Source organism: Bradyrhizobium australiense, from assembly GCF_013114825.1.
GTDB classification, from domain to species: Bacteria; Pseudomonadota; Alphaproteobacteria; order Rhizobiales; family Xanthobacteraceae; genus Bradyrhizobium; species Bradyrhizobium australiense.
On sequence record NZ_JAAVLX010000009.1, the window covers coordinates 314096 to 337456 of the forward strand.

Sequence of the window (23361 nt, forward strand, 5' to 3'; positions counted from 1 at the left end):
ACCCCAGTCTGTGCCGCTATTCACAAACCATGACCCACGCAGGTGCTAGTGCGACATGCCAATCTTGGGAGGTCGGTATGGCAAGAAAACGCATCGGCATTCTCACGGGCGGCGGCGACGTCCCCGGTCTCAACGCCGTCATCAAGAGCGTGACATATCGCGGCAGTGAGGACGACATTGAGGTCGTCGGCCTGCGTCGTGGCTGGGAGGCTCTCACGCACCTGAACCTCGAGGCCCCTGCCAGCAAAGCCCATTACATCATCCCGCTGAACCGTGCGAACACACGCATCATCGACCGGCGCGGCGGCACCGTGCTGCACTCGAGCCGTACCAATCCGTCCAAGATGAAAAAGCTGCCCGATCATCTCGTCGGGAAGGACTTTCCAGTCTCCCCGAGCACCAACAATGGCATCGCAACCAGGACGTGGGACCTCACAGGCCAGGTGCTGGCGAACCTCTCGGGGCTCGGCATCGAACATCTGATTGCCATCGGCGGCGACGACACGCTCAGTTACGCGGCGAGGCTCAATGAGCTCGGCGTCAGGATCATCGCCATCCCGAAGACGATGGACAACGACGTCCGAAATACCGAGTACTGCATCGGCTTCTCGACCGCGATCACCCGCGCCAGCGACGCCATCCAGCGGCAACGCACCACGGTCGGCTCGCACGAGCGAATCGGCATTTTCCGCGTCTTTGGCCGCGATGCCGGATTTACGGCGCTCTTCAGCGCATACGCAACCTCGATACGGTGCGTCATACCGGAGTACAGGGTCAATCTCGACAAGCTGATCCACTTGCTCCTCGAGGACAAGCGGACCAACCCGAGCAACTACGCGCTGGTCGTGCTCAGCGAGGGTGCCGCGTGGGAGGGCTACAAGGTGCAGGAATACGGCGAGCCTGATGCCTACGGTCACCGCAAGAAGGCGAGCGTGGCGGAATCGCTGGCAGATGAAATCAAGCGGCGCGTCGGCGAGGAGACGATCACCTCCGACCTCACCTACGATCTGCGATCGGGCGATCCGGACTTCATGGACAAGCTCGTGGCCCTGACCTTCGGCAACATGGCCTACGATGCCATCCTGGAAGGAAAGACCGGCCTCATGTCGGCGCTGGTGGAGGGGCGCTATGAACTGGTCCCCATCCCCGACGCCAAGCTCGGGCCGCGCAAGCTGGACGTCGCCAGCACGTACAACACGGAGCGCTACCGTCCGATCTACGCCAACAAGCGCGGGCTGCCGATCTTTCTCAACCTCGCGTCATAGGGTGGCGGGCCTACTGCTGGATCAGCGGCGTCTTCGACGAGACGTGATGGCTGACGATCTTCCATTCGCCGTGTTCGCGAACGATCACCCAGGTGATTTTCACCACCAGCGGCTCGGCGTCCTGCTCGACGGCAAAGGTCGCGGTGCCCGCGACATTGATCAGGTCGGCCGCGGCCTGCGCCGTCCTGACATCGGTGAATTGAACGGATGGCGATTGCCAGCGCGGCAGGCCCTCGAAATAGGTCTGCACGCCGTCATTGCCGCGGTAGAAGTTGGGATTCGAGCCGAAGAAGAACGCGTTGCGTGAATAGAGCGATGCTAGCGCCTCAGCGTCCAGTTTGCCAAACGCTGCCGCCCATCTTTCCATGATGCCGGAGACGATATCGTCGGTGGCGCTCTGCATCGATGATCCAATTCAAAATCGCAGAAATCGTTAACCCTGATGGTGAGGAGCGCGTTTTCGCGCATCTCGAACCATGCAGCCCCGCCGGTGCCATTCATCCTTCGAGACGCGCGTTCCGCGCTCCTCAGGACGAGGTCTGACAGATCGCAAATGGGCACGACTGGTCCACGCGTGCAACGTTTGCCGACGAGAACTACGGCTTCACCCCTTCCCGCCGACTTCCTTGGCAAAGGTGTCGCGCAGGCCGATGGTGCGGTTGAACACCGGCTTGCCGGGCGCAGAGTCCTTGTCGCGCACGAAATAGCCCTGCCGTTCGAACTGCATCACCTCGCCCGAATTATTTGATGCCACCGACGGCTCGATCCGTGCGTCAGGCAGCACTTCCAGCGATTCCGGATTGAGGTCGGCAGCGAAATTCGCCGCGCTCGGGCTGGGGTTCGAGAACAGCTGATTGTAGATGCGAATTTCCGCCGGCACCGAATCCTTGGCCGACAGCCAGTGCATGGTGGCCTTGACTTTGCGGCCGTCAGGCGCATTGCCGCCCTTGGTCGCTGGATCGTAGGTGCAGCGAAGCTCGACCACTTCGCCGGCACTATTCTTGATCACGCCGGTGCATTTGACGAAATAAGCGTAACGCAGCCGCACCTCGTGGCCCGGCGACAGGCGGAAGAACTTTTTCGGCGGGTTCTCCATGAAATCGTCGCGCTCGATATAGAGCTCGCGGCCGAACGAGATCTTGCGCGTTCCCAACGAAGGATCGTCCGGATGGTTGACGGCCTCGAGCTCCTCGACCTGGCCTTCCGGATAATTCTCGATCACGACTTTCAAGGGCCGCAGCACTGCCATCCGGCGCTGCGCTGATTTGTTGAGGTGCTCGCGGATGCAGAATTCCAGCATGCCGACATCGACCACGCTGTTGGCTTTTGCCACGCCGATGCGCTTGACGAACTCGCGCACGGCGGCCGGCGGCACGCCGCGCCGCTTTAGGCCTGCAATGGTGGGCATCCGTGGATCGTCCCAGCCAGAGACGTGACCGTCGCGCACGAGCTGCGTCAGCACGCGCTTCGACAGCAGGGTGTAAGTCAGGTTGAGGCGGGCGAATTCGTACTGCCGCGGCTTTGATGGTACCGGCAGTTTTTCCAGCAGCCAGTCATAGAGCGGCCGATGGTCCTCGAATTCCAGCGTGCAGATCGAATGCGTGATGCCTTCGATCGCATCCGACTGGCCATGGGCGTAGTCGTAGCTCGGATAGATCGACCATTTGGTGCCGGTGCGCGGATGCTCGGCATGCAGGATGCGGTAGAGCACGGGATCGCGCAGGTTGATGTTGCCCGCGGTCATGTCGATCTTGGCCCGCAGCACGCGGCTGCCGTTCGGGAATTCACCCGTCTTCATGCGCCGGAAGAGATCGAGGTTTTCCTCCACCGTGCGGCCACGAAACGGCGAGTTCTTGCCGGGTTCCGTCAGCGTGCCGCGGTTGATGCGGATTTCCTCCTGCGACTGGTCGTCGACATAGGCATCGCCCGCCTTGATCAGGCCCTCCGCCCAGTCATACAGGCGATCGAAATAGTCCGAGGCGTAATAGAGGTCGGTTCCCCAGTCATAGCCGAGCCAGTGCACGTCGGCCTGGATGGAATCGATATATTCCTGCTCTTCCTTGGTCGGGTTGGTGTCGTCAAAGCGCAGGTGGCACTTGCCGGCGAATTCCTGCGCGATGCCGAAATTAAGGGCAATCGACTTGGCATGGCCGATATGCAGGTAGCCGTTCGGCTCCGGCGGAAATCGGGTCACGATCCGGCTGTGCCTTTTGGAAGAGAGATCGGCCTGGACGATGTCGCGGATGAAATCGCTCCCCGCCTCTGCCGTTACCGGTTCTGTGGTCATCCTGAGTTCCTGTTAGGGATTGGCGAACCTTCTGCCAAATTCGCCGCTGTGAGCCAAGCCACTTTGCCAGCGGCTAAGGCTTTAGTTATGCACCGTTCCTGCTATACACCACCGCCATTCACCGCTCATGCGCCTGGTAATGACTCATTCCGTCGTCACACGCTTCGCCCCCTCGCCCACCGGCTTCCTCCATATCGGAGGCGCCCGGACGGCGCTGTTCAACTGGCTCTATGCCAAGAAGCGCGGCGGCAAGATGCTGCTGCGGATCGAGGACACTGACCGCGAGCGTTCGACTGAAGCCGCCATTGCTGCCATCCTCGACGGGCTGAAATGGCTCGAGCTCGATTGGGACGGCGACGTCATCTATCAGTTTAGCCGCGCCGCCCGTCATCGCGAAGTGGCCGAGCAATTGCTCGCCAGTGGCAAGGCATACCTCTGCTATGCCACCGCGGAGGAACTGGCTGCGATGCGCGAGAAAGCGCGCGCGGAGGGCCGCACCCGTCTCTATGATGGGATGTGGCGGGACCGCGATACGGCCGAGGCGCCCGCCGGCATGAAGCCGACCATCCGCCTCAAGGCCCCGCAGACCGGCGAGACCGTGATCGAGGACCAAGTGCAGGGCCGCGTGGTCTGGCAGAACGAGAACCTTGACGATCTCGTGCTGCTGCGCGGCGACGGCAACCCGACCTACATGCTGGCTGTCGTGGTCGACGACCACGACATGGGCGTGACCCATGTCATTCGCGGCGACGACCATCTGATCAACGCCGCGCGCCAGAAGCAGATCTACGACGCGCTCGGGTGGGACATCCCCAACATGTCGCACATCCCGCTGATCCACGGGCCGGACGGCTCGAAGCTGTCAAAACGCCACGGCGCGCTCGGCGTCGATGCCTACCGCGCCTTGGGATATCTGCCGGCGGCGCTGCGCAATTACCTGGTCCGGCTCGGCTGGAGCCATGGCGATCAGGAGATTTTCTCGACGCAGGAAATGATCGAGGCGTTCGACCTGCCGGCGATCGGCCGCTCCGCGGCGCGGTTCGATTTCGCCAAGCTGGAAAATCTTAATGGCCATTACATCCGCCAGGCAGATGACGGCGCGCTGGTGGGCCAGTTCGAGAGCGTCCTGGACTATGTCCCCGACGGCGCCGAGCTAAAGGCAAAACTAAACGACACCACCCGCGCGCAATTGCTGCGGGCGATGCCGAGCCTGAAGGAGCGCGCCAAGACGCTGATCGAGCTGATCTCGGGCGCCTATTTCATCTTTGCCGACCGCCCGCTCCAGATCGAGCCGAAGGCGGCCGCCCTGCTGACGCCGGAGACCCGCACCCTGATCGGAAAACTCCGGACCGCGCTGGAGGCCGTCACCGACTGGCGCGCAGATACCACGGAATCCGCCATGCGGAATTTCGCGGAGCAGAACAACCTCAAGCTCGGCGCCGTCGCCCAGCCACTCCGGGTGGCACTGACTGGACGCACGACGTCGCCCGGCATTTTCGATGTTTTGGCGGTCCTGGGGCGGGAGGAATGCCTGGCCCGCCTTGCCGATCAGGCCCAAGGCTAAGCCCCTACGTTGTGCGGGTTTCCGGCCATCTTGCGGTGCACAGGGCAATAAGCTAACCCATTTCCCGCCGCTTCTAGACAATCCGGCCTCCCTGTCCGTGCCCGGAAAACGGCACCGGGGTCAGGCGCGGTTTTCGCAACGATTTCATCGGGGACTTCACGATGGACGCAAAATCCAGCAACAAGACTGCAACGCTCACGGTAGGTAACAAGACCTACGATTTCCCGATCCTCAGCGGCACGGTGGGGCCAGATGTCATCGACATCGCCAAGCTCTACGCCCAGGCCGGGATGTTCACCTACGACCCCGGCTTCACCTCGACTGGCAGCTGCCAGTCGAAGATCACCTATATCGATGGCGACGCCGGCGTGCTGGAATACCGCGGCTACCCGATCGAGCAGCTCGCCGAACGGGGCGACTTCCTCGAAACCTGCTATTTGCTGCTTTACGGGGAACTCCCGACGGCCGCCCAGAAGCAGGACTTCGACAGTCGCGTGATCCATCACACCATGGTTCACGAACAGATGGCCCGCTTCTTCCAGGGTTTTCGCCGCGATGCCCATCCGATGGCTATCATGGTCGCGGCCGTCGGCGCGCTCGCCGCGTTCTATCACGACAGCACCGACATCAATGATCCGAAGCAGCGCATGATCGCCTCGATGCGCATGATCGCGAAGGTCCCGACGCTGGCCGCCATGGCCTACAAATACACCGTCGGCCAGCCCTTCATGTATCCGAAGAATGCGCTCTCGTTTGCCGAGAATTTCCTGCACATGTGCTTTGCGGTGCCGTGCGAAGACTACAAGATCAATCCGGTGCTGGCCGACGCGCTCGACAAGATCTTCATCCTGCACGCTGACCACGAGCAGAACGCCTCGACTTCGACGGTGCGTATCGCCGGCTCTTCCGGCGCCAACCCGTTCGCCTGTATCGCGGCCGGCATCGCCTGCCTGTGGGGCCCTGCGCATGGCGGCGCCAACGAAGCGGCGCTGGCGATGCTCGCGGAGATTGGTTCGGTCGACAAGATTCCGGAATTCATCGCGAAGGTGAAGGACAAGAACAGCGAAGTCCGCCTGATGGGCTTTGGCCACCGCGTCTACAAGAACTACGACCCGCGCGCCAAGATCATGCAGAAGATGTGTCACGCCGTGCTGGCCGAGACCGGCCATGGCGACGATCCGATGCTGAAGGTGGCGCTGGAGCTGGAAAAGATCGCGCTCAACGATCAGTATTTCATCGACCGCAAGCTCTACCCGAACGTCGACTTCTATTCGGGCATCACGCTGAAGGCGATGGGCTTCCCGACCTCGATGTTCACTGTGCTGTTCGCGGTCGCCCGCACCGTCGGCTGGATCAGTCAGTGGAGCGAGATGATCGAAGACCCGCAGCAGAAGATCGGCCGCCCACGCCAGCTCTACACCGGCGTCGCCCGCCGCGATTACGTCCCGATGGACAAGCGGAAGTAGGCGCCGGACACACGACAGTCTGGAAAGCCGGATGCGATTACCGCGTCCGGCTTTTGTTTGACGGGTAGTATGGGTGGAGCGCAAGCGATACCCATCCTACGCCCTACACCCGCCGCGCATTGCGCATCGTTGCCAGCACGATATCGGCGGCACGCACGCTTGGCGGCTGGTTGCCGGTCGACAAGATACCGTCGATTTTGCCGAAGGCCTCGAGTTGCCTTCGACGCAGCTCGCTGTCGCCCAACACCTCACGCAGCGTCGCTGCGAGTTTCTCCGGCGTGCAGTTCTCCTGCAGGAATTCGGGAATGACATTCTCGCCGATCACGAGATTGGCCAAGATCACCGAGTTCACCTTGATCGCCCGCCGCAAGATCCAGGCTTCCACCGCACCGGTCCGGTAGGCCGTCACCATCGGCACGCCGGCCAATGCCAGTTCGAGCGTCACGGTGCCGGATTTGGCGAGCGCTGCGTGCGCGATCCGGAACGACGCCCGCTTCTCCTGCTCACCGATCACGACCTGGGGCTGCACCGGCCACCCCTTCACCGCCTCCACGACCGCCTCCTGCAGGTGCGGCATGGTCGGCAGCACCAGTTCGAACGTCGTGCCCTGCTCCTGAAGCAGTCCCACGGCCTGGCCGAATACCGCCATGTGGTGACGAATTTCGCTGCGGCGGCTGCCCGGCAGCACCAATAGCACCGGCGGCGACTCTACGCGACGCTTCGCCTCGTCGGGGTTCGGACGCAGTGATGACAATTGCTCGGTCAGGGGATGACCGACATAGCTGCAGGGCGGGCCATGAAGCCTGCGGTAGGCCTCGGGCTCAAACGGCAAGAGCGCCAGCACGTGATCGACATATTTCCGCATCGCGCGCGCCCTGCCGGGCCGCCATGCCCACACCGAGGGCGACACATAGTCGATGATCGGAATTCTGGGGTCCTTGGCGCGCACGCGCCTGGCGACGCGATGGGTAAAGTCGGGGCTGTCGATGATGACGAGAATATCCGGCGACGCCTCCGTCACCACGATAGCCGTTTCCTTGATCAGCCCAAGGATCTTCGGCAATTCCTTGACGACCGCGGCCAGCCCGATGATGGAGAGTTCTTCGATCGGAAACAGTGAATCCAGCCCTTCGCGCGCCATTGCGCGGCCGCCGACGCCCTCGAACTGTACTGCATCGCCAAGGCGTTGGCGCAGTACCTTCATCAAGCTGGCGCCGAGGCGATCGCCGGATTCTTCCGTCGCGATCAGAAATATCCTCCGCTCCATCCCGGCGGTCCCGCGAGGCGGCGTCACGCGGGCAAGCCCTGGATGAACAGGCCGGCGCGATCAGCGGCCTCGATCATGGCTTGCGAGTCCGCGGCAATCGTATGGCCGGCGATCACGGCAATGCCGGCGAGCCCGGCCCGAGCCACGCCTTCGATGGTTTTTGCACCTACGGTCGGCAGGTCGAAGCGCAAATCCTGCCCGCTCTTCGGCGCCTTCACCAGCACGCCGCGGCCGGATTTGGCGCGAATGCGCCCGGTCTCACGCAGCTGTGCAACGCGCGCCAGCAACCCGTCGGTGCCCTCGATATCCTCCACCGCCACCACGTGCCCGTCGATCACAACCACGGCCTGGCCGATATCGAACGGGCCGAGCGCGCCGAGTACCTCCCGCCCCTTGGCAATATCAGCGGCGGCGGCGGCATCCGGCGCGGCGCGGGCAATTTGTCCCTCTGGCATCAGGACATCGGGGGCGACATCCCGGATGCCGATCATCCGGAAGCCGTCTTGTTCAAGGATGCGGCCGATCCCCGATAACAGATGATCGTCACCGCCGCGAAACGCCGCCCAGACGCGGCCGAGGACCCGGAGCGTTCCCCAGTCCAGCCTGATCTCCGACAGCGCCGGCCGCAGCAGTGTCCCGATGAAGATCAAGTCGCGGCAGCCCTCGCTGCGAAACAGTTTTGTCGCGCGGCCGAGTTGTCCGACCGAGATCCAGTGATGGCGGAAACGCTCGACCCGAGCCGGATCGCAGGCACCGCGCAGCGCGAACAGCACCGGCGCGATCCCCCGCGCGACAAGCGAATCCGCCACCGCGAACGGCATGGCGCCGCCGCCGGCGATGACGCCGACGGGCGATGAAATGTCGGAAGCCGCTGAGATCATGGCTGCGGCGACCCCGTCATCAAGGTTTGTTGCCGCCGTCGGCGGGAAGACAGAGCGTGCGATGCTTGCCCTGCTCGATGAAGGCAAGGATTTCGGCGATCGCCGGATCGTCTGCGGCCATCGGTTGCACCGCATTCAGTCGCTCGGCAAAAATACCGGGCCCGTGAAACAGCTTTTGATAGAACGAGCGCACCTTCGCCAGTCGCTCCTTGGTGAACTTGCGGCGTTTCATCCCGATGATGTTCAGCCCTTCGAGGCTCGCATATTGCCCGTTGACGAGGCCGAATGGAATGATGTCGCCGCGCACGCCGCAGACGCCGCCGACCATCACCTGCGGTCCAATCCGCGTGAACTGGTGCACAGCCGACAGCCCGCCGATGAAGACGAAATCACCGATCTCGCAATGACCGCCGAGCGTGGCGGAGGTTGCAAAAATCACGTCGTTGCCGACCTGGCAATCGTGGCCGACATGACTGCAATTCATGAAGTAGCCGCGCTCGCCGACGCGCGTAACGCCACCGCCGGCAACCGTACCAGCGTTCATAGTGACGGATTCGCGAATGGTACAGCCCGCACCGATCTCGAGCCGGGTCAGTTCGCCCTTGTAACTCAGCGATTGCGGCGGCGTACCGAGCGAAACGAACGGATAGATGGTGCAGCCGTCGCCGATCGTGGTCTGCGCAGTGACGTGCACATGCGCGATCAACTTGCAGTTGGCGCCGATGACGACGTTGGGCCCGATGATGCAATAGGGACCGATTGTCGTCCCCTCGCCGATCACAGCGCCATCCTCAACCCGCGCGGTTGGATCGATCGTACCCATCAAGCAGCCCAGCCCATCGATTGGACGCGAATATCTCACGTTTTCCGGTGGTTAGCGCGGCGCCTCAATGCTGTCTAGTGACGTATGATTACGTCATGTGTCGGGCGCGCAAGGCCTGCAAGATCCATCCGGCGCCGCCCGATTCCCGGCCAAAGGCCAAGACGAGCCGTCGCTACGTCATGCTGCCGGGCAGAAAACAGCGGATCGAAATCCCGAGCGAGTCCTTGACCGGCCACACCATGGTTCGGCCGGCGCGATTGGGCTCGGTAATCACGGCATCGTCGGGAACGTCGATCCATTGGCCATCGAGCCGCACGCGGTAATGACCGTCCTTGGATTCCCAATCGACATCGGCAACGGCAGAGCCATCAGCGTCGGAGCAACATGGCCCCTTTCCGCTCCTGAGGCTGTCGAACCACGACTTGAGTGGAGAGCCGGCGTAGCGGCCGTCATCGCGGGCCACAGCATGTCCGCCGAGAACAATAGCTGTGCCTAGCAGCGCAACACCGACCCACAGAAATTTCATGCGGCCATCCGGCAACAGATTCCCCACAGGATCTACAAAGCTGCTGGCCGCCTGAAGTTCCCTCGACAGGCACAATTAGGCTGGCGCGGTCGCCTAAAGTTGATGCACGCCGAGCGACCTCCTGTCAGCTACCGGCCTGAGCAATCCATTCGCCAGGTTGAACGCGCGCGACCAGGACGGCCGGGCCCGAGGTACTGGTCTTGTAGACCAACGCCTCGCCCTCGCGGATATCAGCAAATTCGTTTCCGAAGGCATCGGCGACGTTGGTCTTGTGCGTCACCGCCACATTATTAACGCCGGCTTTCGGCGGCGCATTGACGAGATCGCGGACGGCGCGCCCAATTTTGGCGTTCTTGCCGTCGGGGTTCGCCATCGCCGACGAACTGCCCGCACCGCTGTCGGTCAGGGCCTCGACAGGAGACACGTCCTTGCCGCTGAGCAGCTTGCCGGTCTCGACTGCGCGGTTTAGCTGGCTTGTGTAGACGTCACCGATCGGTATCCCGACTTTAGCGAGCGCAGCTCCAAGATCGCGCGCCAGTGTGCGGCCCTTTTCGCTCAGTTGGCGCTGTGCACTCATGTCGTCGAATTTGAAGGGGTAAACGTCCTTCTGGCTATCGTCGGTGGCGCCGTGTCGAAACACGATGACGTAGCCGCCACCCCTGAGGGACGATACAAGACCGTTGAGATCTGCCGCGTAACCTTGCGGCGGCATCAGCAGAAAAATGACCAAATACGAAATGACGGACGCAAGCCTGTTCACGGACGCCTCCGTTGAAAAAGCATGGACCCAAACCGGACTTAGGCGGCAAATTTGCTCAATCGACCTCGGCGTAGGTTCCACTACCAAGGATTGAGTAGTGACATCAGGAAGACGTCAGTTGTATGACGGATAAATTCAATCCGTCAGCATCGCGCCGACGTCGGCCTCCGCAACCACGGCCCCATTTACCTTGGCGTCACCGTGAAACCACCACATCGCCTTGCGACGACCGATCGAGCGCATGTGGTACTCGATGGTGTCGCCGGGCATCACCGGCTTGCGGAATTTGCACTTGTCGATGGTGAGGAAATAAACCGCGCGCGGCTTCTCGGTGCCTTCGACCGACTTGATGCCGATCACGCCCGCGGTCTGTGCCATGGCCTCGATCATCATCACGCCCGGATAGACCGGACGCTCGGGGAAATGGCCGAGAAACGGCGGCTCGTTGAAGGTAACGTTCTTGATACCGATGCCGCTGTAATCGGTCCGGATCTTGATCACCCGGTCGATCAGCAACATCGGATAGCGGTGCGGGAGCGTCTTGAGGATCTCGTTGATATCCACGAGCTCAAACCTGACCGGTGCCTCCTCCATCACTCCCGCCCCTCGCCTTTCGGATCGACGGTGCCACCCTGGACCAGCCGCTCCACTGCAACAATCTCCCTGAACCACTGCTTGGTCGGTTTGGCAAAATGGCCGCCCCAGCGGCCGTTGGGCGGGATATCGTCCTTGACCGCGCTCATCGCTGTAACCTGGGCGCCATCGCCGATCTTGAGGTGATTGTTGATGCCCACCTTGGCGCCCAGCGCGACATTGTCACCGATCGTCAGGCTGCCCGCGAGCCCGATCTGGGCCGCGAGCAGACAGTGCCTGCCGATGGTCACATTGTGGCCGATCTGGACCTGATTGTCGATTTTGGTGCCCTCGCCGATCACCGTATCCCGCAGGCTGCCGCGGTCGATGCAGGTGCCGGCGCCGATTTCGACATTGTTCTGGATCAGAACGCGGCCGGTCTGGGGCACCTTCAGATGGCCCTCTGGGCCGAAGAAAATGAAGCCATAGCCGTCCTGGCCGATGCTGCAGGCCGGATGGATCAGGACGTTGTTGCCGATCAGGGCGAACTGGATCGCACTGCGCGCGCCGACATTGCAGTCGCGGCCGATTTTGACGTCGGCCCCGATCACCGCACCGGCACCGATTACGGTGCCAGTGCCGATTTCGACCCGGGGGCCGATCACCGCGAGCGGATCGACGATGACGTCGTCCTCGAGATGGGCGGATGGGTCGATGATTGCCGACGGCGCGATGCCGTCATTATCGAACCAGGATTGCGGGCGTAGCGCATCGGCGTGCCACTCGCGCGCCAGCGTCACGAAGGCGCGGAACGGCTGGGTGGCCCGCAACACCGCGACATGGGCGGGCACCTGGGCCTCGACACGCGGGCTGACCAGGCAGGCGCCGGCTTTGGTCGCCTTGAGCTGATCGGCATATTTGAGGTTGTCGAAGAACGCCAGATGCATCGGACCGGCTTCGTCGAGCGAAGCGAGGCCCCTGATCACATGACCGCCCCGCGCGGGATCGGCCAATACCGCTCCCGTCAACGCGGCCAGCTCGGCCAGCGTCGCGGAAGGTGGTTGCTTGAAGAATACTGGCTGCGCCATTCCACCCGTCGCAGTCCGGCCGGTGTTCACACCGAAGGGGCCGGCTCCGCGAAACGGGGCCGAACCCTCCTCTTATTCCGTGGCATTCTCGTCAGACGGACCTTACGTCCGCTGCGTATCGAGACGCCTTAGAACGATGTGCCACCACCAAACTTGAATTGCTGCACGCGGTCAAATTGACCCTTCGTAAGCGGAACCGCATAGTCGAAGCGCAGTGGACCGAACGGCGAGGCCCAGATGATACCGACACCCACCGAGGTGCGGACCACATTCCCGTTGTCATACACCAAGCCCGTACAGGTTCCAGCCGTGTTCGGATTAATTGTCGATGGGGTGCAATTCGAGTTGGCCGGGGTGGTAAGTTCGGCCGTCTGAGCCCACGTGGTCGGTCCCTTATAGTCAAAGAGTCCGCCCGCGTCGGCATAGACCGATCCTTTGAGCCCGACTTCCTTCGGCAGGAACCAGAACGGCATCTGCAATTCGAACGAAGCGCCCCAGTATTTGGTGCCGCCCAGCGCGTCACGTGTGCCAAACGGATTGAGATCGCGCGGACCGATGCCGTTCGGCGCAAAGCCGCGAACCAGGTTCGGGCCCATCTGGAAGTGATCGAGCATGCGCAGCTCGCTGCCGCCGAACTGGTTGAGGATACCGCCCTGCAGATGGATCAAACCGACGATATCGGCGACCAGCGGGGTGTAGTACTTCGCGTCGATCGCCGACTTGATGTACTTCACATCGCCGCCAACGCCGGCGAAGTCCTGCTTCCAGTCGATCAGCAAGCCATCGGTCGGGTTCTTGTTGTTGTCCAGCGTGTTGTAGTTCAGCGAATAGCCGACCGACGAGGTCAACGCCTTGCCGCTCTGCAACTCCCTGCGGACCGGCAGCGAGGCTTCGCCGTCGAAGTAACATCCGAGACCGTTTGTGGATGTCAGGTCGATGCCGTTCGCGTTCGCGAAGGCCGGGCTTGGATTAAAGGCGAGCAACGAGTTCGCCGGATTGTTGTTACAGTTCGCGAGCTGGCTCGGCAGCGAGATTTCCTGCTGATAGATCGAGTACCGCAACTGCAGCGCCAGATCTTCGCGCAGGGTGAAGCCCAGTCGCGGGCTGAAGCCAAGCGTCTTGGTGCCATAGGCGATATAGCTGTTGGCCAGCTGCTCACGGTAAAACAGATCGAGGCCGAGCGCGACGCGATAGTCGAGTAGATAGGGATCGACGAACGACAGCGAGCCGCCGCGCGCGTACTGACCGTAGGTCACGGCAGCCTTCGCATACAGGCCCCGACCGAGGAAGTTGCGCTCGGAAATGCTGACCTCGGCCAGTGCACCGTCCGTGGTCGAATAGCCGCCCGACACCGAGAAGTCGCCGGTCGATTTTTCTTCGAGATCGACGATCAGGATCACGCGATCGGTCGACGAACCGGGCTCGGTGACGATCTTCACGGCCTTGAAGAAGTCGAGGTTCTTCAGCCGGCGCTCGGCGCGATCGACCAGGGCGCGGTTATAGGCGTCGCCTTCGGATAGGTCGAACTCGCGGCGGATCACGTAGTCGCGGGTGCGGGTGTTGCCGCGGATGTTGATGCGCTCGATATAGGTCCGCGGGCCTTCGTCGACGGCGAACACGATTGAAACAGTGTGCTGCTCGAAGTTGCGATCGCCGCGCGGACGCACCACGGCGAAGGCATAGCCGCGCCGCGAGGCCTCGATCTGCATCTCCTCGACGGATTTCTCCAGCGCCTCGGCGTTGTAAACCGAGCCGACGCTGACGCGCGAGAAGCTGCGCATCGAGGCGGCATCGAGGGTCGCGATGGAGGTCTGGAAATCGACGGAGGCAACGCGATATTGCTGCCCCTCATCGATCTTGAAAGTGACGAGGAAGCCCTTCCTGTCGGGATCATACTCGGTCAACGCGGCAACTACCTGCACGTCGGCGTAACCGTTCTTGAGGTAGAAGCGGCGAATCAGGTCGCGATCGGCCTCGACCCGGTCGGGATCGTAGACGTCCGCGCCGCCGAGGAAGCTCAGAAGGTTGGATTCGCGCGTCTTGATGACGTCCTTCAGGCGATAGGACGAATAGGCGACGTTGCCGATAAACTCGATCGACTTGACGCCGGTCTTGGTGCCTTCGGTGATCGTGAAGATCAGATCGACGCGGTTGTTCGGCTGCTCGATGATTTCAGGAGTGACGCGCACGTCATAGCGGCCGGAGCGCCGGTAGATTTCAGCGATTCGCTGGGCGTCCGACTGGACCATCGGGCGCGAGAATGTGCCGCGCGGCTTGGACTGGATTTCAGCCGAAAGCTGCTCGTCCTTCACCTTCTTGTTGCCTTCGAAGGCGATGCGCCCGATCACGGCGTTTTCCACAACCGTCACGACCAGCCGGCCGCCCACCTGGTTGATTCGCACGTCCTGGAACAGGCCAGTCTCGATCAGCGCCTTCAGGCCGTCGTCGATCTGGGCCTGCCCGAGGCGGCCGCCGGGGCCCGGCTTGAAATAGGAGCGAATGGTCTCGACCTCGACACGCCGGTTCCCCTCGACGGCGATCGACGCCGCGGTCTGGGCCGCAGCCGGCGCAGACACCAGCGCACCCCCCGTCGGTGCGGCAACCATGATCAGAGCGGCCAGCAAGCCCCCCCGCACTCGCATTCCCAACATCATGCGCAACGCGCCCTCGTCATTGCAATGCCGGCCCGTACCCCTACGAACCGGCAGATTCCCAAAGTTGCAATGCTTGTAGCCAATTTCGACAGGGCGGCAAACCAGACATGCGATGCGATTCCATTTTCATTCCAAGACGTTGCCGATGGGCAACGTCATAAAAAAGCCGCTTCTACGACCTCCCGAACAGCCCCTTCAGCCACGGCACCTGGTGGAAGTCGTTGTAGAAGGCGAACACCATCAGCATCAGCACCAAAACCAGCCCCACGCGGAACCCGTATTCCTGCGATTTTTCCGACAAAGGACGCCCGCGGAGCACTTCGGCCGAGTAGAACAAAAGGTGGCCGCCGTCGAGCAAGGGGACCGGGAACAGGTTCAGCAGTCCGATCGAAATGGACAGCACCGCCGCTAGATGCAGCAGCGGAATGATTCCCAAGGTGGCGACCTGCCCCGAAATCTGCGCGATCCGAATCGGCCCGCCGATCTGGTCCGCGCTGGCCCGGCCGGTAAAGATGTTGCCGATATAGGCGAGCGTCTGCTCGATGACGAACCAGGTTTCCTTGATTCCGAGCCAGAATGCGGTCGCCGGATCGACCTTTTCCGTGGTCACTTCGCCCGGCGCGGTCGCGCGGGTAATGCCAAGAATCCCGAGCCGCTGTGTGTTTCCGAACGGATCCTTCACTTCGCGCAGTTCCGGCGTGCCCTTCAATTGCAGCGTGGAATCACCCCGCTTGACGGTGAAGGTCATGGTTTCGCCGGCACGGACGCTGACGAAGCGCTGCATGTCGGAGAAGCTGCCGATCGTCTTGCCGTCGATGGCGGTGACGATGTCGCCGACCTGAAAGCCCGCCCGCTCGGCGGCGCTGCTGGCTTCGATCTTGTCGACGCGCGCAGTCGTGCTCGGCTTGCCGAAGAAGGTGAAGAGACAGGTGAAAATGACGATCGCCAGAATGAAATTCGCGATCGGACCGGCGGCAACAATGGCTGCGCGCGCGCCGACTTTCTTGTGATGGAAACTGCCCGCGCGCTCTTCCTCGCTCATGGTGGCGAGCGTTTCGGCCGAGGCAGGCGTCGAGGCTTCCGATTCGTCGCCGAAGAACTTCACATAGCCGCCGAGCGGGATCGCGGAGATCTTCCAGCGCGTGCCATGACGGTCGTTGAAGCCGGCAAGTTCCGGCCCGAAACCGAGCGAGAACGTTAGCACCTTCACACCCGCCCAGCGGGCGACCAGGAAATGGCCGAGTTCATGAAAGAACACGACGATGGTCAGAACGAACAAAAAGGGAATGATGTAGCCGATGAGCCCGTGGCTCAACGTACTGAAACTACTTAGAAAAAACTCTGACATCAGATTCCCCTCGACAAGAGCCGATGGCTCCGTCCCCAACCCTCTAGGATGCCTTTAAGGCAATTTGAGGCAATAGGGAGGCGGCTCGATTTCGCGCGTTATGGTCAACGGAGATGGCGTCGTCGGCCGAGCTCAAAGGCGCAAGGTTCCCCGCACGAATCCAATCGTTGATGGTGGCTTCGACGAGGCGCGCGATCGACCCGAATTTGATCTTTCCGGCGATAAACGCCGCCACTGCCACCTCATTGGCGGCGTTGAATACCGTGGTCGCGCCACGTCCCGTACGTAACGCTTCGTAGGCCAGCCGCAAGCCCGGGAATCGCTCGAAGTCCGGCGCCTCGAACGTGAGCTGGCCAATTTTTGCGAGGTCCAGCCTGGCCGACGGACCAACGATTCGATCGGGCCATCCAAGACAATGCGCAATCGGGATGCGCATGTCGGGCGCGCCGAGCTGCGCAACCACAGAGCGATCGGAGAATTCGACCATGCCGTGGATGATCGACTGCGGATGCACGAGGACGTCGATCTCGTCGGCCGAGAGCGCAAAGAGATAAGAGGCCTCGATGACTTCGAGGCCCTTGTTCATCATCGAGGCTGAATCGATGGTGATCTTCTGGCCCATGCTCCAGTTCGGATGCTTTAAGGCCTGTTCAAGCGTCGCTTGCTCGATATCGGCCGGCGCCCAGGTGCGGAACGGGCCACCGGATGCGGTGATGATCACGCGCACCAATTCCTCGCGATTGCCGGAAGAGAGCGCCTGAAACAGCGCGTTGTGTTCGGAATCCGCCGGGAGGATGCAGGCGCCGGCCTTCGCCGCGCGCTGCATGAAGAAGTCGCCGGCACAAACCAGGCATTCCTTGTTCGCCAATGCGACGGCGGCGCCGCGGTCGACCGCAGCGAGCGCGGGTTTCAGCCCGGCCGCACCGCTCACCGCCGCCATCACCCAGTCGGCGGGACGCGCGGCGGCCTCGATGATCGCGCTTTCGCCGGCGCCGCATTCGATGTTCGTGCCTGCAAGCGCGTCCTTCAGTTCGCCAAGGCGCGCGGGGTCGGCGATCGCAGCGAATCGTACGCCGAATTCCTTCGCAAGCCTGGCCAGCGCTTCGACATTGGAATTCGCGGTCAGCGCCTCGACCTGGTAGCGGTCGCGCGCGCCGCGCAGCAAATCCATGGTGCTGTCGCCGATGGAACCGGTGGCGCCCAGGACTGTGACGGTGCGCGCATCCGATAAAGCGGCCTTGTTGTTACGCAATGGAACTGCGCTCATCGTTTCACCAAACCATAAGACCGCGGCCGACGCCATCGGCGCCGCCCCGCAGAAAGCCGAAAAGAGCCGCCAGAACGACGGCTGCGACAAATCCGTCCAGGCGATCCATTAGTCCGCCATGGCCGGGAATAATGTGACTTGAGTCCTTTACGCCGAAACGCCGCTTAACGGCGGATTCGAAGAGATCGCCGAGCTGCGAAACCACCGAAAGGGCCACGGAAAGCATCAATAGCGGCCCTATTCTGCCGAGATCGAATGCGGCAAATCCGCCTGCCACGGCCAGACTGGCGGCAAAACCGCCGACGGCGCCGGCCCAGGTTTTTTTCGGGCTGACGCGCGGCCACAGTTTCGGCCCGCCGATGCTGCGGCCCGCGAAATAGCCGCCGGTGTCGGTCACCCACACGATCAGCAGCACGAACATCAGGGCGGCAAAACCCTTCACGGAATCCAGACGCACCAGCACCGAGGCAATCTCGGCCGCCGCCGCGTACAGAAATCCCGCCGCCACCCAGTTTCGCCGCTCCGGAGCGATCGACGCGACCGCGACAAAGCCGATGCCGAGTACGATCAGCGCGGCATCGAGCCGGCCGATCGCAAAGCAAAGTCCGGCAACCGCAAGCGCAGTCACGCCAGGCACGATCACACGCGTCGCCCCGGCGAGGCCCACGATCGCGAGCCATTCCACGAACAGCCCAATGGCCGCCAGCGTCACCAGCGTGGCCCACAGCCAGCCGCCCGCATAGGCGATGGCGACTGCAAGCGGTATCAGCACGGCGGCTGCGATGATGCGCATCACGAGATTGCGCGAACCGGATTCGCGACTACGCGAATCGGATTCGCGACTACGCGAATCGGATTCGCGACTACGCGAATCAGGCTCGCTTGCTGCCGCCGGCGCGGCCTCGCGCTCAGTCACGATCCGGTTTTCGCGGCCAGACCGCCGAAACGGCGCTCGCGTCTGGCATATTCGGCAATTGCGCTTTGGAGAGCGGCCTTGTCGAAATCCGGCCAGTGGATCGGCACGAACACGAGTTCGCTATAGGCCGCCTGCCACATCAGGAAGTTCGACAGCCGCTGTTCACCGCTGGTGCGGATGATCAGGTCGGGATCGGGAATGTCAGGCGCATCGAGATAGCGGCCGAGCGTATCGGCGTCGATCGAGGCCGGATCGCGCTTGCCCTCAGCCACTTCGCGCGCCAGCCGTTGGGCAGCGCCGGCGATTTCCTGCCGCGATCCGTAATTGAAGGCGACCACGAGGTTGAGCTTGGTGTTGGCTCTTGTCAGTTCCTCGGCCTCGTTCAACAGCGTGCAGATATCGGGCTCCAGCCCCTCTCGTTCGCCGATCACGCGCACGCGCACGCCGTCGCGGTGCAGCGTCGCCAGATCGTTGCGGATGAAGCGGCGGAGCAATCCGAACAGATCGCCGATTTCGGTCGCCGGCCGCGACCAGTTTTCGGAAGAGAACGAAAAGATCGTCAGATAGAGCACGCCGAGTTCATGGGCAGCGCGAACGACTCGGCGCAGCGCCTCGACGCCGCGGCGGTGGCCTTCGGCGCGCGGTAAGCCGCGCGCTGCCGCCCAGCGCCCGTTTCCGTCCATGATGATCGCCACATGCAACGGAACGGATCGATCCGGTCCTTCCGTGGCGGGGGCGGCGGCGTTCGGCATTATCTGAATTCCAGGGCCAGTCTCAATTCGTGAACGTTGCCATCAAACGGTGAGGATTTCCTTTTCCTTCGCCGCCAGCAACTGATCGATTTCCGCAATCGTTCCATCGGTCGCCTTCTGCACCTCGTTGGCGAGCCGCTCCTGATCGTCTTCGGAAATCTCGTGATTCTTCTCTAGTTTCTTGACGATATCGAGCCCGTCGCGACGGACATGGCGAACAGCAACTTTGGCGGCCTCGGCGTATTTATGCGCGACCTTCACCAGTTCCTTGCGTCGCTCTTCGTTGAGCTCGGGAATCCGCAGGCGCAGCACCTGGCCTTCGGTCGCGGGCGAAAGGCCGAGATTGGAATCGACGATCGCCTTTTCAACTGCTTTCACCATCGATTTGTCCCACACCTGCACAGAAAGCAGGCGCGGCTCGGGCACACTGACGGTGGCGAGCTGGTTGAGCGGCATGTGCGAACCGTAAGCCTCGACCTGAACCGGCTCGAGCATGGACGCCGCCGCGCGGCCGGTCCGTAAGCCACCGAGCTCGTGCTTAAGCGCGTGGGTAGCGCCTTGCATGCGGCGCTTCAATTCGTTGATGTCAAAACCGGGCGTGGGCATAACGCTCTCCCCTCCTTAAGAAAACCAGCCGCCGGCGTTTTGAAGCCGCGGCTCGAAACTGCAACCGGCATATCAGCCGGCAACCACCGTGCCGCGGCCGGTCCCGCGCAGGATCGCGCCGATCGAACCCGGCTCGGCGATCGAGAATACGATGATAGGCAGTGATGTCTCGCGGGCAAGCGCGAATGCGGTCGCGTCCATCACCTTGTAGTCGCCGGCAATCGCCTGCGAATGCGTCAGCCGATCGAAACGCTTGGCCGATGGGTCTTTTTTGGGGTCGGCGCTGTAAACGCCGTCGACGTTGGTGGCTTTGAGTACCGCCTGTGCCCCGATTTCGGCCGCCCGCAGCACCGCGGTGGTGTCGGTGGTAAAGAACGGATTGCCGGTTCCGCCGCCGAGCAGGACGATTCGCCCATCGGCGAGGTATTTGTGCGCTGCACTGCGGGTGAACAGCTCGGAAATTTCGGGCATCACGAACGCCGACAGCGTCCGCGCCGGCGCGCCCTTGCGCTCGATAGCGGCTTCGAGCGCCAGGCAATTCATGATGGTGGCGAGCATGCCCATGGTGTCGCCGGTCGGGCGCGAGACGCCGCGCGAGGACACTTCCACGCCACGAACGATGTTGCCGCCGCCGATCACGACGGCCACCTCGACGCCAAGCTTGTGGGCCGCGATGAGGTCGTCGGCGATGCGGTCAACGGTGGGCTGGTCGATGCCGAAAGAATGGCTGCCTGCGAGATACTCGCCTGAGAGCTTGATCACGACGCGACGATAGACCGGCTCAGCCATTGCTTACGCTTCCCTCTCTCGCGCAGGCGACTTCCGGCGCGATTGCGCCGGAAGATTTTGACTGCAGCGGTTACTTCTTGCCGCTGGCCGCCGCGACCTCGGCTGCGAAGTCGGATTCCTGCTTCTCGACTCCCTCGCCGAGCATATATCGCACAAAGCCGGCAATCTTCACAGGCGCGCCGATCTTGCCTTCGGCTTCCTTCAGGACTTGCGCGACCGACTTGCCCTTTTCGTCGTGGATGAACGCCTGCTCCAAGAGACAGACTTCTTTGTAATAGGTCTTCAGGCCGGACTCGACGATCTTCTCGATCACGTTTTCCGGCTTGCCCTGCTGGCGGTACTTGTCGGCCAGCACGTCCTTTTCGCGCTTCACGATCTCGGGGTCGAGGCCGGACGGATCCAGCGCCTGCGGATTGGTCGCAGCCACATGCATCGCAAGCTGTCGGCCGAGATGCGCGAGTTCATCGGTCTTGCCGGTGGATTCAAGCGCGACCAGCACGCCCATCTTGCCGGCGCCGTCGATCACGGCGCCATGGATGTAGCTCGACACCACGCCCTTGCCGACCTCGAGCGAGGCAGCACGGCGCAGCGTCATGTTCTCGCCGATGGTGGCGATCGCGTCCGAAATCGCGGTCTCGACCGTGACGCTGCCGACTTTCGCCGCCTTGATCTTCTCGACGTCGGCGCCGACGTTGAGCGCGACCTGTGCGATCATCTTGACGAGGCCCTGAAACTGCTCGTTGCGGGCGACGAAATCGGTCTCGGAGTTGACCTCGACCACGACACCCTTGGTACCCGACGTCACGGCGCCGATCAGGCCTTCCGCCGCGACGCGGCCGGCCTTCTTGGCAGCCTTCGATAGACCCTTCTTTCGCAGCCAGTCCTGGGCCGCCTGCATATCGCCCGAGGTTTCGGTGAGCGCTGCCTTGCAGTCCATCATGCCTGCGCCGGTCGATTCGCGCAGTTCCTTGACCATTGCCGCAGTGATCGTTGCCATCGTCTAATCCTTCTTGCCTGTGCGCTGCGACGCGGCGCGCGCCTTGCACCTGCCGTCGTCAGCTACAGGAATGCCGTATCTGGGGAACAGGACCGGTGGCCGGAAGACCCGGCCACGCGGCGAACCAATTATTCCGCTTCCGCGGTCAGCGTCTTGGCCTGGGCAACCCAGGCATCGGCCCGGCTCGGAAGACCAACCTCTTCACCGATCTTGTGCGCGGTATCGTGGTCGAGTTCGGCAAGCTGCCAGTAGTGGAAGATGCCGAGATCGTTGAGTTTTTTCTCGATCGCCCCCGACACGCCGGTGAGCTTCTTGAGGTTATCGGCGGTGCCGCGCGGACCGGCGAGACCCTGGAAGCCGGTCGGCTGGGGCGCTGCCGGAACTTCCTCGCGGACCGGCTGAACGGCGGCGCCGATGTCGATGCCGGAGTCGCCTTGGGCGCGCGAAATGCCGTCGATGGCGGCGCGGGCAATCAGGTCGCAGTACAGCGAAATAGCGCGGCCGGCGTCGTCATTGCCCGGCACCACATAGGTGATGCCCTTGGGGTCGGAGTTGGTATCGACAATCGCGGCAACGGGAATGTTCAGCCGCTGCGCCTCCTGGATCGCGATGTCTTCCTTATTGGTGTCGATCACGAAGATCATGTCGGGAAGCCCGCCCATGTCCTTGATGCCGCCGAGCGAACGGTCGAGCTTGTCGCGCTCCCTCTGCAACGTCAGCCGCTCCTTCTTGGTGTAGGAGTTGGCCTCGCCAGACGACAGCACCTCGTCGAGGTGACGCAGGCGCTTGATCGAGCCCGAAATCGTCTTCCAGTTGGTCAGCGTGCCGCCGAGCCAGCGCGAATTGACGAAATACTGCGCCGAGCGCTTGGCCGCATCGGCGACGCCGTCCTGCGCCTGGCGCTTGGTGCCGACGAACAGGATGCGGCCGCCCTTGGCGACCGTATCCGACACCGCCTGCAATGCGCGATGCAGCATCGGCACGGTCTGCGCGAGATCGATGATGTGGATATTGTTGCGGGCACCGAAAATGTAATCCGCCATCTTCGGATTCCAGCGGTGCGATTGGTGGCCAAAGTGCACGCCAGCTTCAAGGAGCTGACGCATGGAAAAATCGGGTAGCGCCATCGTGATAGTTCTCCGGTTGGTTCCTCCGGAAACGTGTGAGCAAACGAGCCTGACTGGCCCGGCTGCCACCGGACGGCCTTTGAGAGCCATGTTTCCGTGTGAGATGGCGCGCTATATAGCCGGATTCCAGCTGGAAGCAAGGAAATACAGCCGGTTTTTCGGTCTTCCAACCCCGCGATTTAGGGCCAGATCCGGGGATCTGGCCCGTTAAACAATCAGCATCGGGCGCCCGGCGGGCACTTCTTGGCCGCGGCCGCCGGAGCTGGCGCCGGACGCGATGGGGGTGGTGCGGCCATCCGAGGCGGCGGGGCTGGTGCCGCCATCCTTGGCGGTGGTGGTGCCGCCATCCGCGGCGGCGTTGCGGGTGCGGCCATACGCGGCGGCGGCGGGGGTGCGGCCATACGG

At 62.5% G+C, this 23361-nt stretch carries 22 protein-coding genes; 3 read left to right on the top strand and 19 right to left on the bottom strand.

The features are described from left to right. Positions 1 to 77 precede the first annotated feature (77 nt). Positions 78 to 1265: a 6-phosphofructokinase gene (locus HCN58_RS27390; protein ID WP_171582459.1), complete on the top strand. Its 1188-nt coding sequence runs from the start codon at positions 78 to 80 to the stop codon at positions 1263 to 1265. A 10-nt stretch (positions 1266 to 1275) separates the two neighbouring features. Here HCN58_RS27390 and HCN58_RS27395 read toward each other — a convergent pair whose 3' ends face one another. Both HCN58_RS27395 and HCN58_RS27400 read right to left on the bottom strand, forming a co-directional pair. Next, a complete protein-coding gene (locus tag HCN58_RS27395; RefSeq protein WP_171582460.1) occupies positions 1276 to 1668 on the bottom strand; it encodes a nuclear transport factor 2 family protein in 393 nt (130 codons plus the stop codon). Positions 1669 to 1869: 201 nt separating this feature from the next. Continuing rightward, positions 1870 to 3552, bottom strand: coding sequence for a glutamine--tRNA ligase/YqeY domain fusion protein (locus HCN58_RS27400; protein WP_171582461.1), 1683 nt, complete (start codon positions 3550 to 3552; stop codon positions 1870 to 1872). Positions 3553 to 3691: 139 nt separating this feature from the next. Here HCN58_RS27400 and gltX point away from each other — a divergent pair, with 139 nt between their 5' ends. Further along, entirely contained in the window at positions 3692 to 5116 is a 1425-nt protein-coding gene (gene gltX / locus HCN58_RS27405; protein WP_171582462.1) for a glutamate--tRNA ligase, read from the top strand. A gap of 161 nt (positions 5117 to 5277) precedes the next feature. Further along, entirely contained in the window at positions 5278 to 6582 is a 1305-nt protein-coding gene (gltA, locus tag HCN58_RS27410) for a citrate synthase (protein WP_171582463.1), read from the top strand. Between the two features lie 103 nt (positions 6583 to 6685). Here gltA and lpxB read toward each other — a convergent pair whose 3' ends face one another. The 17 genes from lpxB to HCN58_RS27495 form a co-directional block, all read right to left on the bottom strand. Next, positions 6686 to 7849, bottom strand: a complete 1164-nt coding sequence (lpxB, locus tag HCN58_RS27415; protein WP_171582464.1) for a lipid-A-disaccharide synthase — start codon at positions 7847 to 7849, stop codon at positions 6686 to 6688. A gap of 23 nt (positions 7850 to 7872) precedes the next feature. Continuing rightward, positions 7873 to 8730: an LpxI family protein gene (locus HCN58_RS27420; RefSeq protein WP_171582465.1), complete on the bottom strand. Its 858-nt coding sequence runs from the start codon at positions 8728 to 8730 to the stop codon at positions 7873 to 7875. Between the two features lie 19 nt (positions 8731 to 8749). Further along, positions 8750 to 9553: an acyl-ACP--UDP-N-acetylglucosamine O-acyltransferase gene (gene lpxA, locus HCN58_RS27425; RefSeq protein ID WP_171582466.1), complete on the bottom strand. Its 804-nt coding sequence runs from the start codon at positions 9551 to 9553 to the stop codon at positions 8750 to 8752. A 172-nt stretch (positions 9554 to 9725) separates the two neighbouring features. Next, a complete protein-coding gene (locus HCN58_RS27430) occupies positions 9726 to 10079 on the bottom strand; it encodes a hypothetical protein (RefSeq protein WP_171582467.1) in 354 nt (117 codons plus the stop codon). A gap of 124 nt (positions 10080 to 10203) precedes the next feature. After that, complete coding sequence (locus tag HCN58_RS27435; protein WP_311966877.1) at positions 10204 to 10839, bottom strand: histidine phosphatase family protein; 636 nt, start codon at positions 10837 to 10839, stop codon at positions 10204 to 10206. Positions 10840 to 10974: 135 nt separating this feature from the next. Continuing rightward, complete coding sequence (gene fabZ, locus HCN58_RS27440) at positions 10975 to 11433, bottom strand: 3-hydroxyacyl-ACP dehydratase FabZ (RefSeq protein WP_028345839.1); 459 nt, start codon at positions 11431 to 11433, stop codon at positions 10975 to 10977. Continuing rightward, the gene (lpxD, locus tag HCN58_RS27445) at positions 11433 to 12500 is read right to left on the bottom strand and encodes a UDP-3-O-(3-hydroxymyristoyl)glucosamine N-acyltransferase (RefSeq protein ID WP_171582468.1); all 1068 of its coding nucleotides are present in this window, start codon (positions 12498 to 12500) and stop codon (positions 11433 to 11435) included. Before lpxD ends, fabZ begins: the two co-directional genes overlap by 1 nt. Positions 12501 to 12628: 128 nt before the next feature. Continuing rightward, positions 12629 to 15154: an outer membrane protein assembly factor BamA gene (gene bamA / locus HCN58_RS27450; protein ID WP_171582503.1), complete on the bottom strand. Its 2526-nt coding sequence runs from the start codon at positions 15152 to 15154 to the stop codon at positions 12629 to 12631. A 172-nt stretch (positions 15155 to 15326) separates the two neighbouring features. After that, complete coding sequence (rseP, locus tag HCN58_RS27455; RefSeq protein ID WP_171582469.1) at positions 15327 to 16502, bottom strand: RIP metalloprotease RseP; 1176 nt, start codon at positions 16500 to 16502, stop codon at positions 15327 to 15329. 43 nt (positions 16503 to 16545) lie between these two features. Further along, positions 16546 to 17769 carry a 1-deoxy-D-xylulose-5-phosphate reductoisomerase gene (gene dxr, locus HCN58_RS27460; protein ID WP_171582470.1) on the bottom strand — a complete coding sequence of 408 codons (1224 nt, stop codon included), beginning with the start codon at positions 17767 to 17769 and terminating at the stop codon, positions 16546 to 16548. A 4-nt stretch (positions 17770 to 17773) separates the two neighbouring features. After that, the gene (locus HCN58_RS27465; RefSeq protein ID WP_171582471.1) at positions 17774 to 18562 is read right to left on the bottom strand and encodes a phosphatidate cytidylyltransferase; all 789 of its coding nucleotides are present in this window, start codon (positions 18560 to 18562) and stop codon (positions 17774 to 17776) included. Between the two features lie 119 nt (positions 18563 to 18681). After that, entirely contained in the window at positions 18682 to 19437 is a 756-nt protein-coding gene (locus HCN58_RS27470; protein ID WP_171582472.1) for an isoprenyl transferase, read from the bottom strand. Positions 19438 to 19479: 42 nt separating this feature from the next. Further along, entirely contained in the window at positions 19480 to 20043 is a 564-nt protein-coding gene (frr, locus tag HCN58_RS27475; RefSeq protein ID WP_057843034.1) for a ribosome recycling factor, read from the bottom strand. 72 nt (positions 20044 to 20115) lie between these two features. Further along, positions 20116 to 20832, bottom strand: coding sequence for a UMP kinase (gene pyrH / locus HCN58_RS27480; protein WP_171582473.1), 717 nt, complete (start codon positions 20830 to 20832; stop codon positions 20116 to 20118). Positions 20833 to 20902: 70 nt separating this feature from the next. Further along, positions 20903 to 21829 carry a translation elongation factor Ts gene (tsf, locus tag HCN58_RS27485; protein WP_171582474.1) on the bottom strand — a complete coding sequence of 309 codons (927 nt, stop codon included), beginning with the start codon at positions 21827 to 21829 and terminating at the stop codon, positions 20903 to 20905. 128 nt (positions 21830 to 21957) lie between these two features. Next, a complete protein-coding gene (locus HCN58_RS27490) occupies positions 21958 to 22956 on the bottom strand; it encodes a 30S ribosomal protein S2 (protein WP_171582475.1) in 999 nt (332 codons plus the stop codon). Positions 22957 to 23163: 207 nt separating this feature from the next. Beyond that, a partial coding sequence (locus HCN58_RS27495; RefSeq protein ID WP_210266164.1) for a hypothetical protein occupies positions 23164 to 23361 on the bottom strand: 198 nt, incomplete at its 5' end.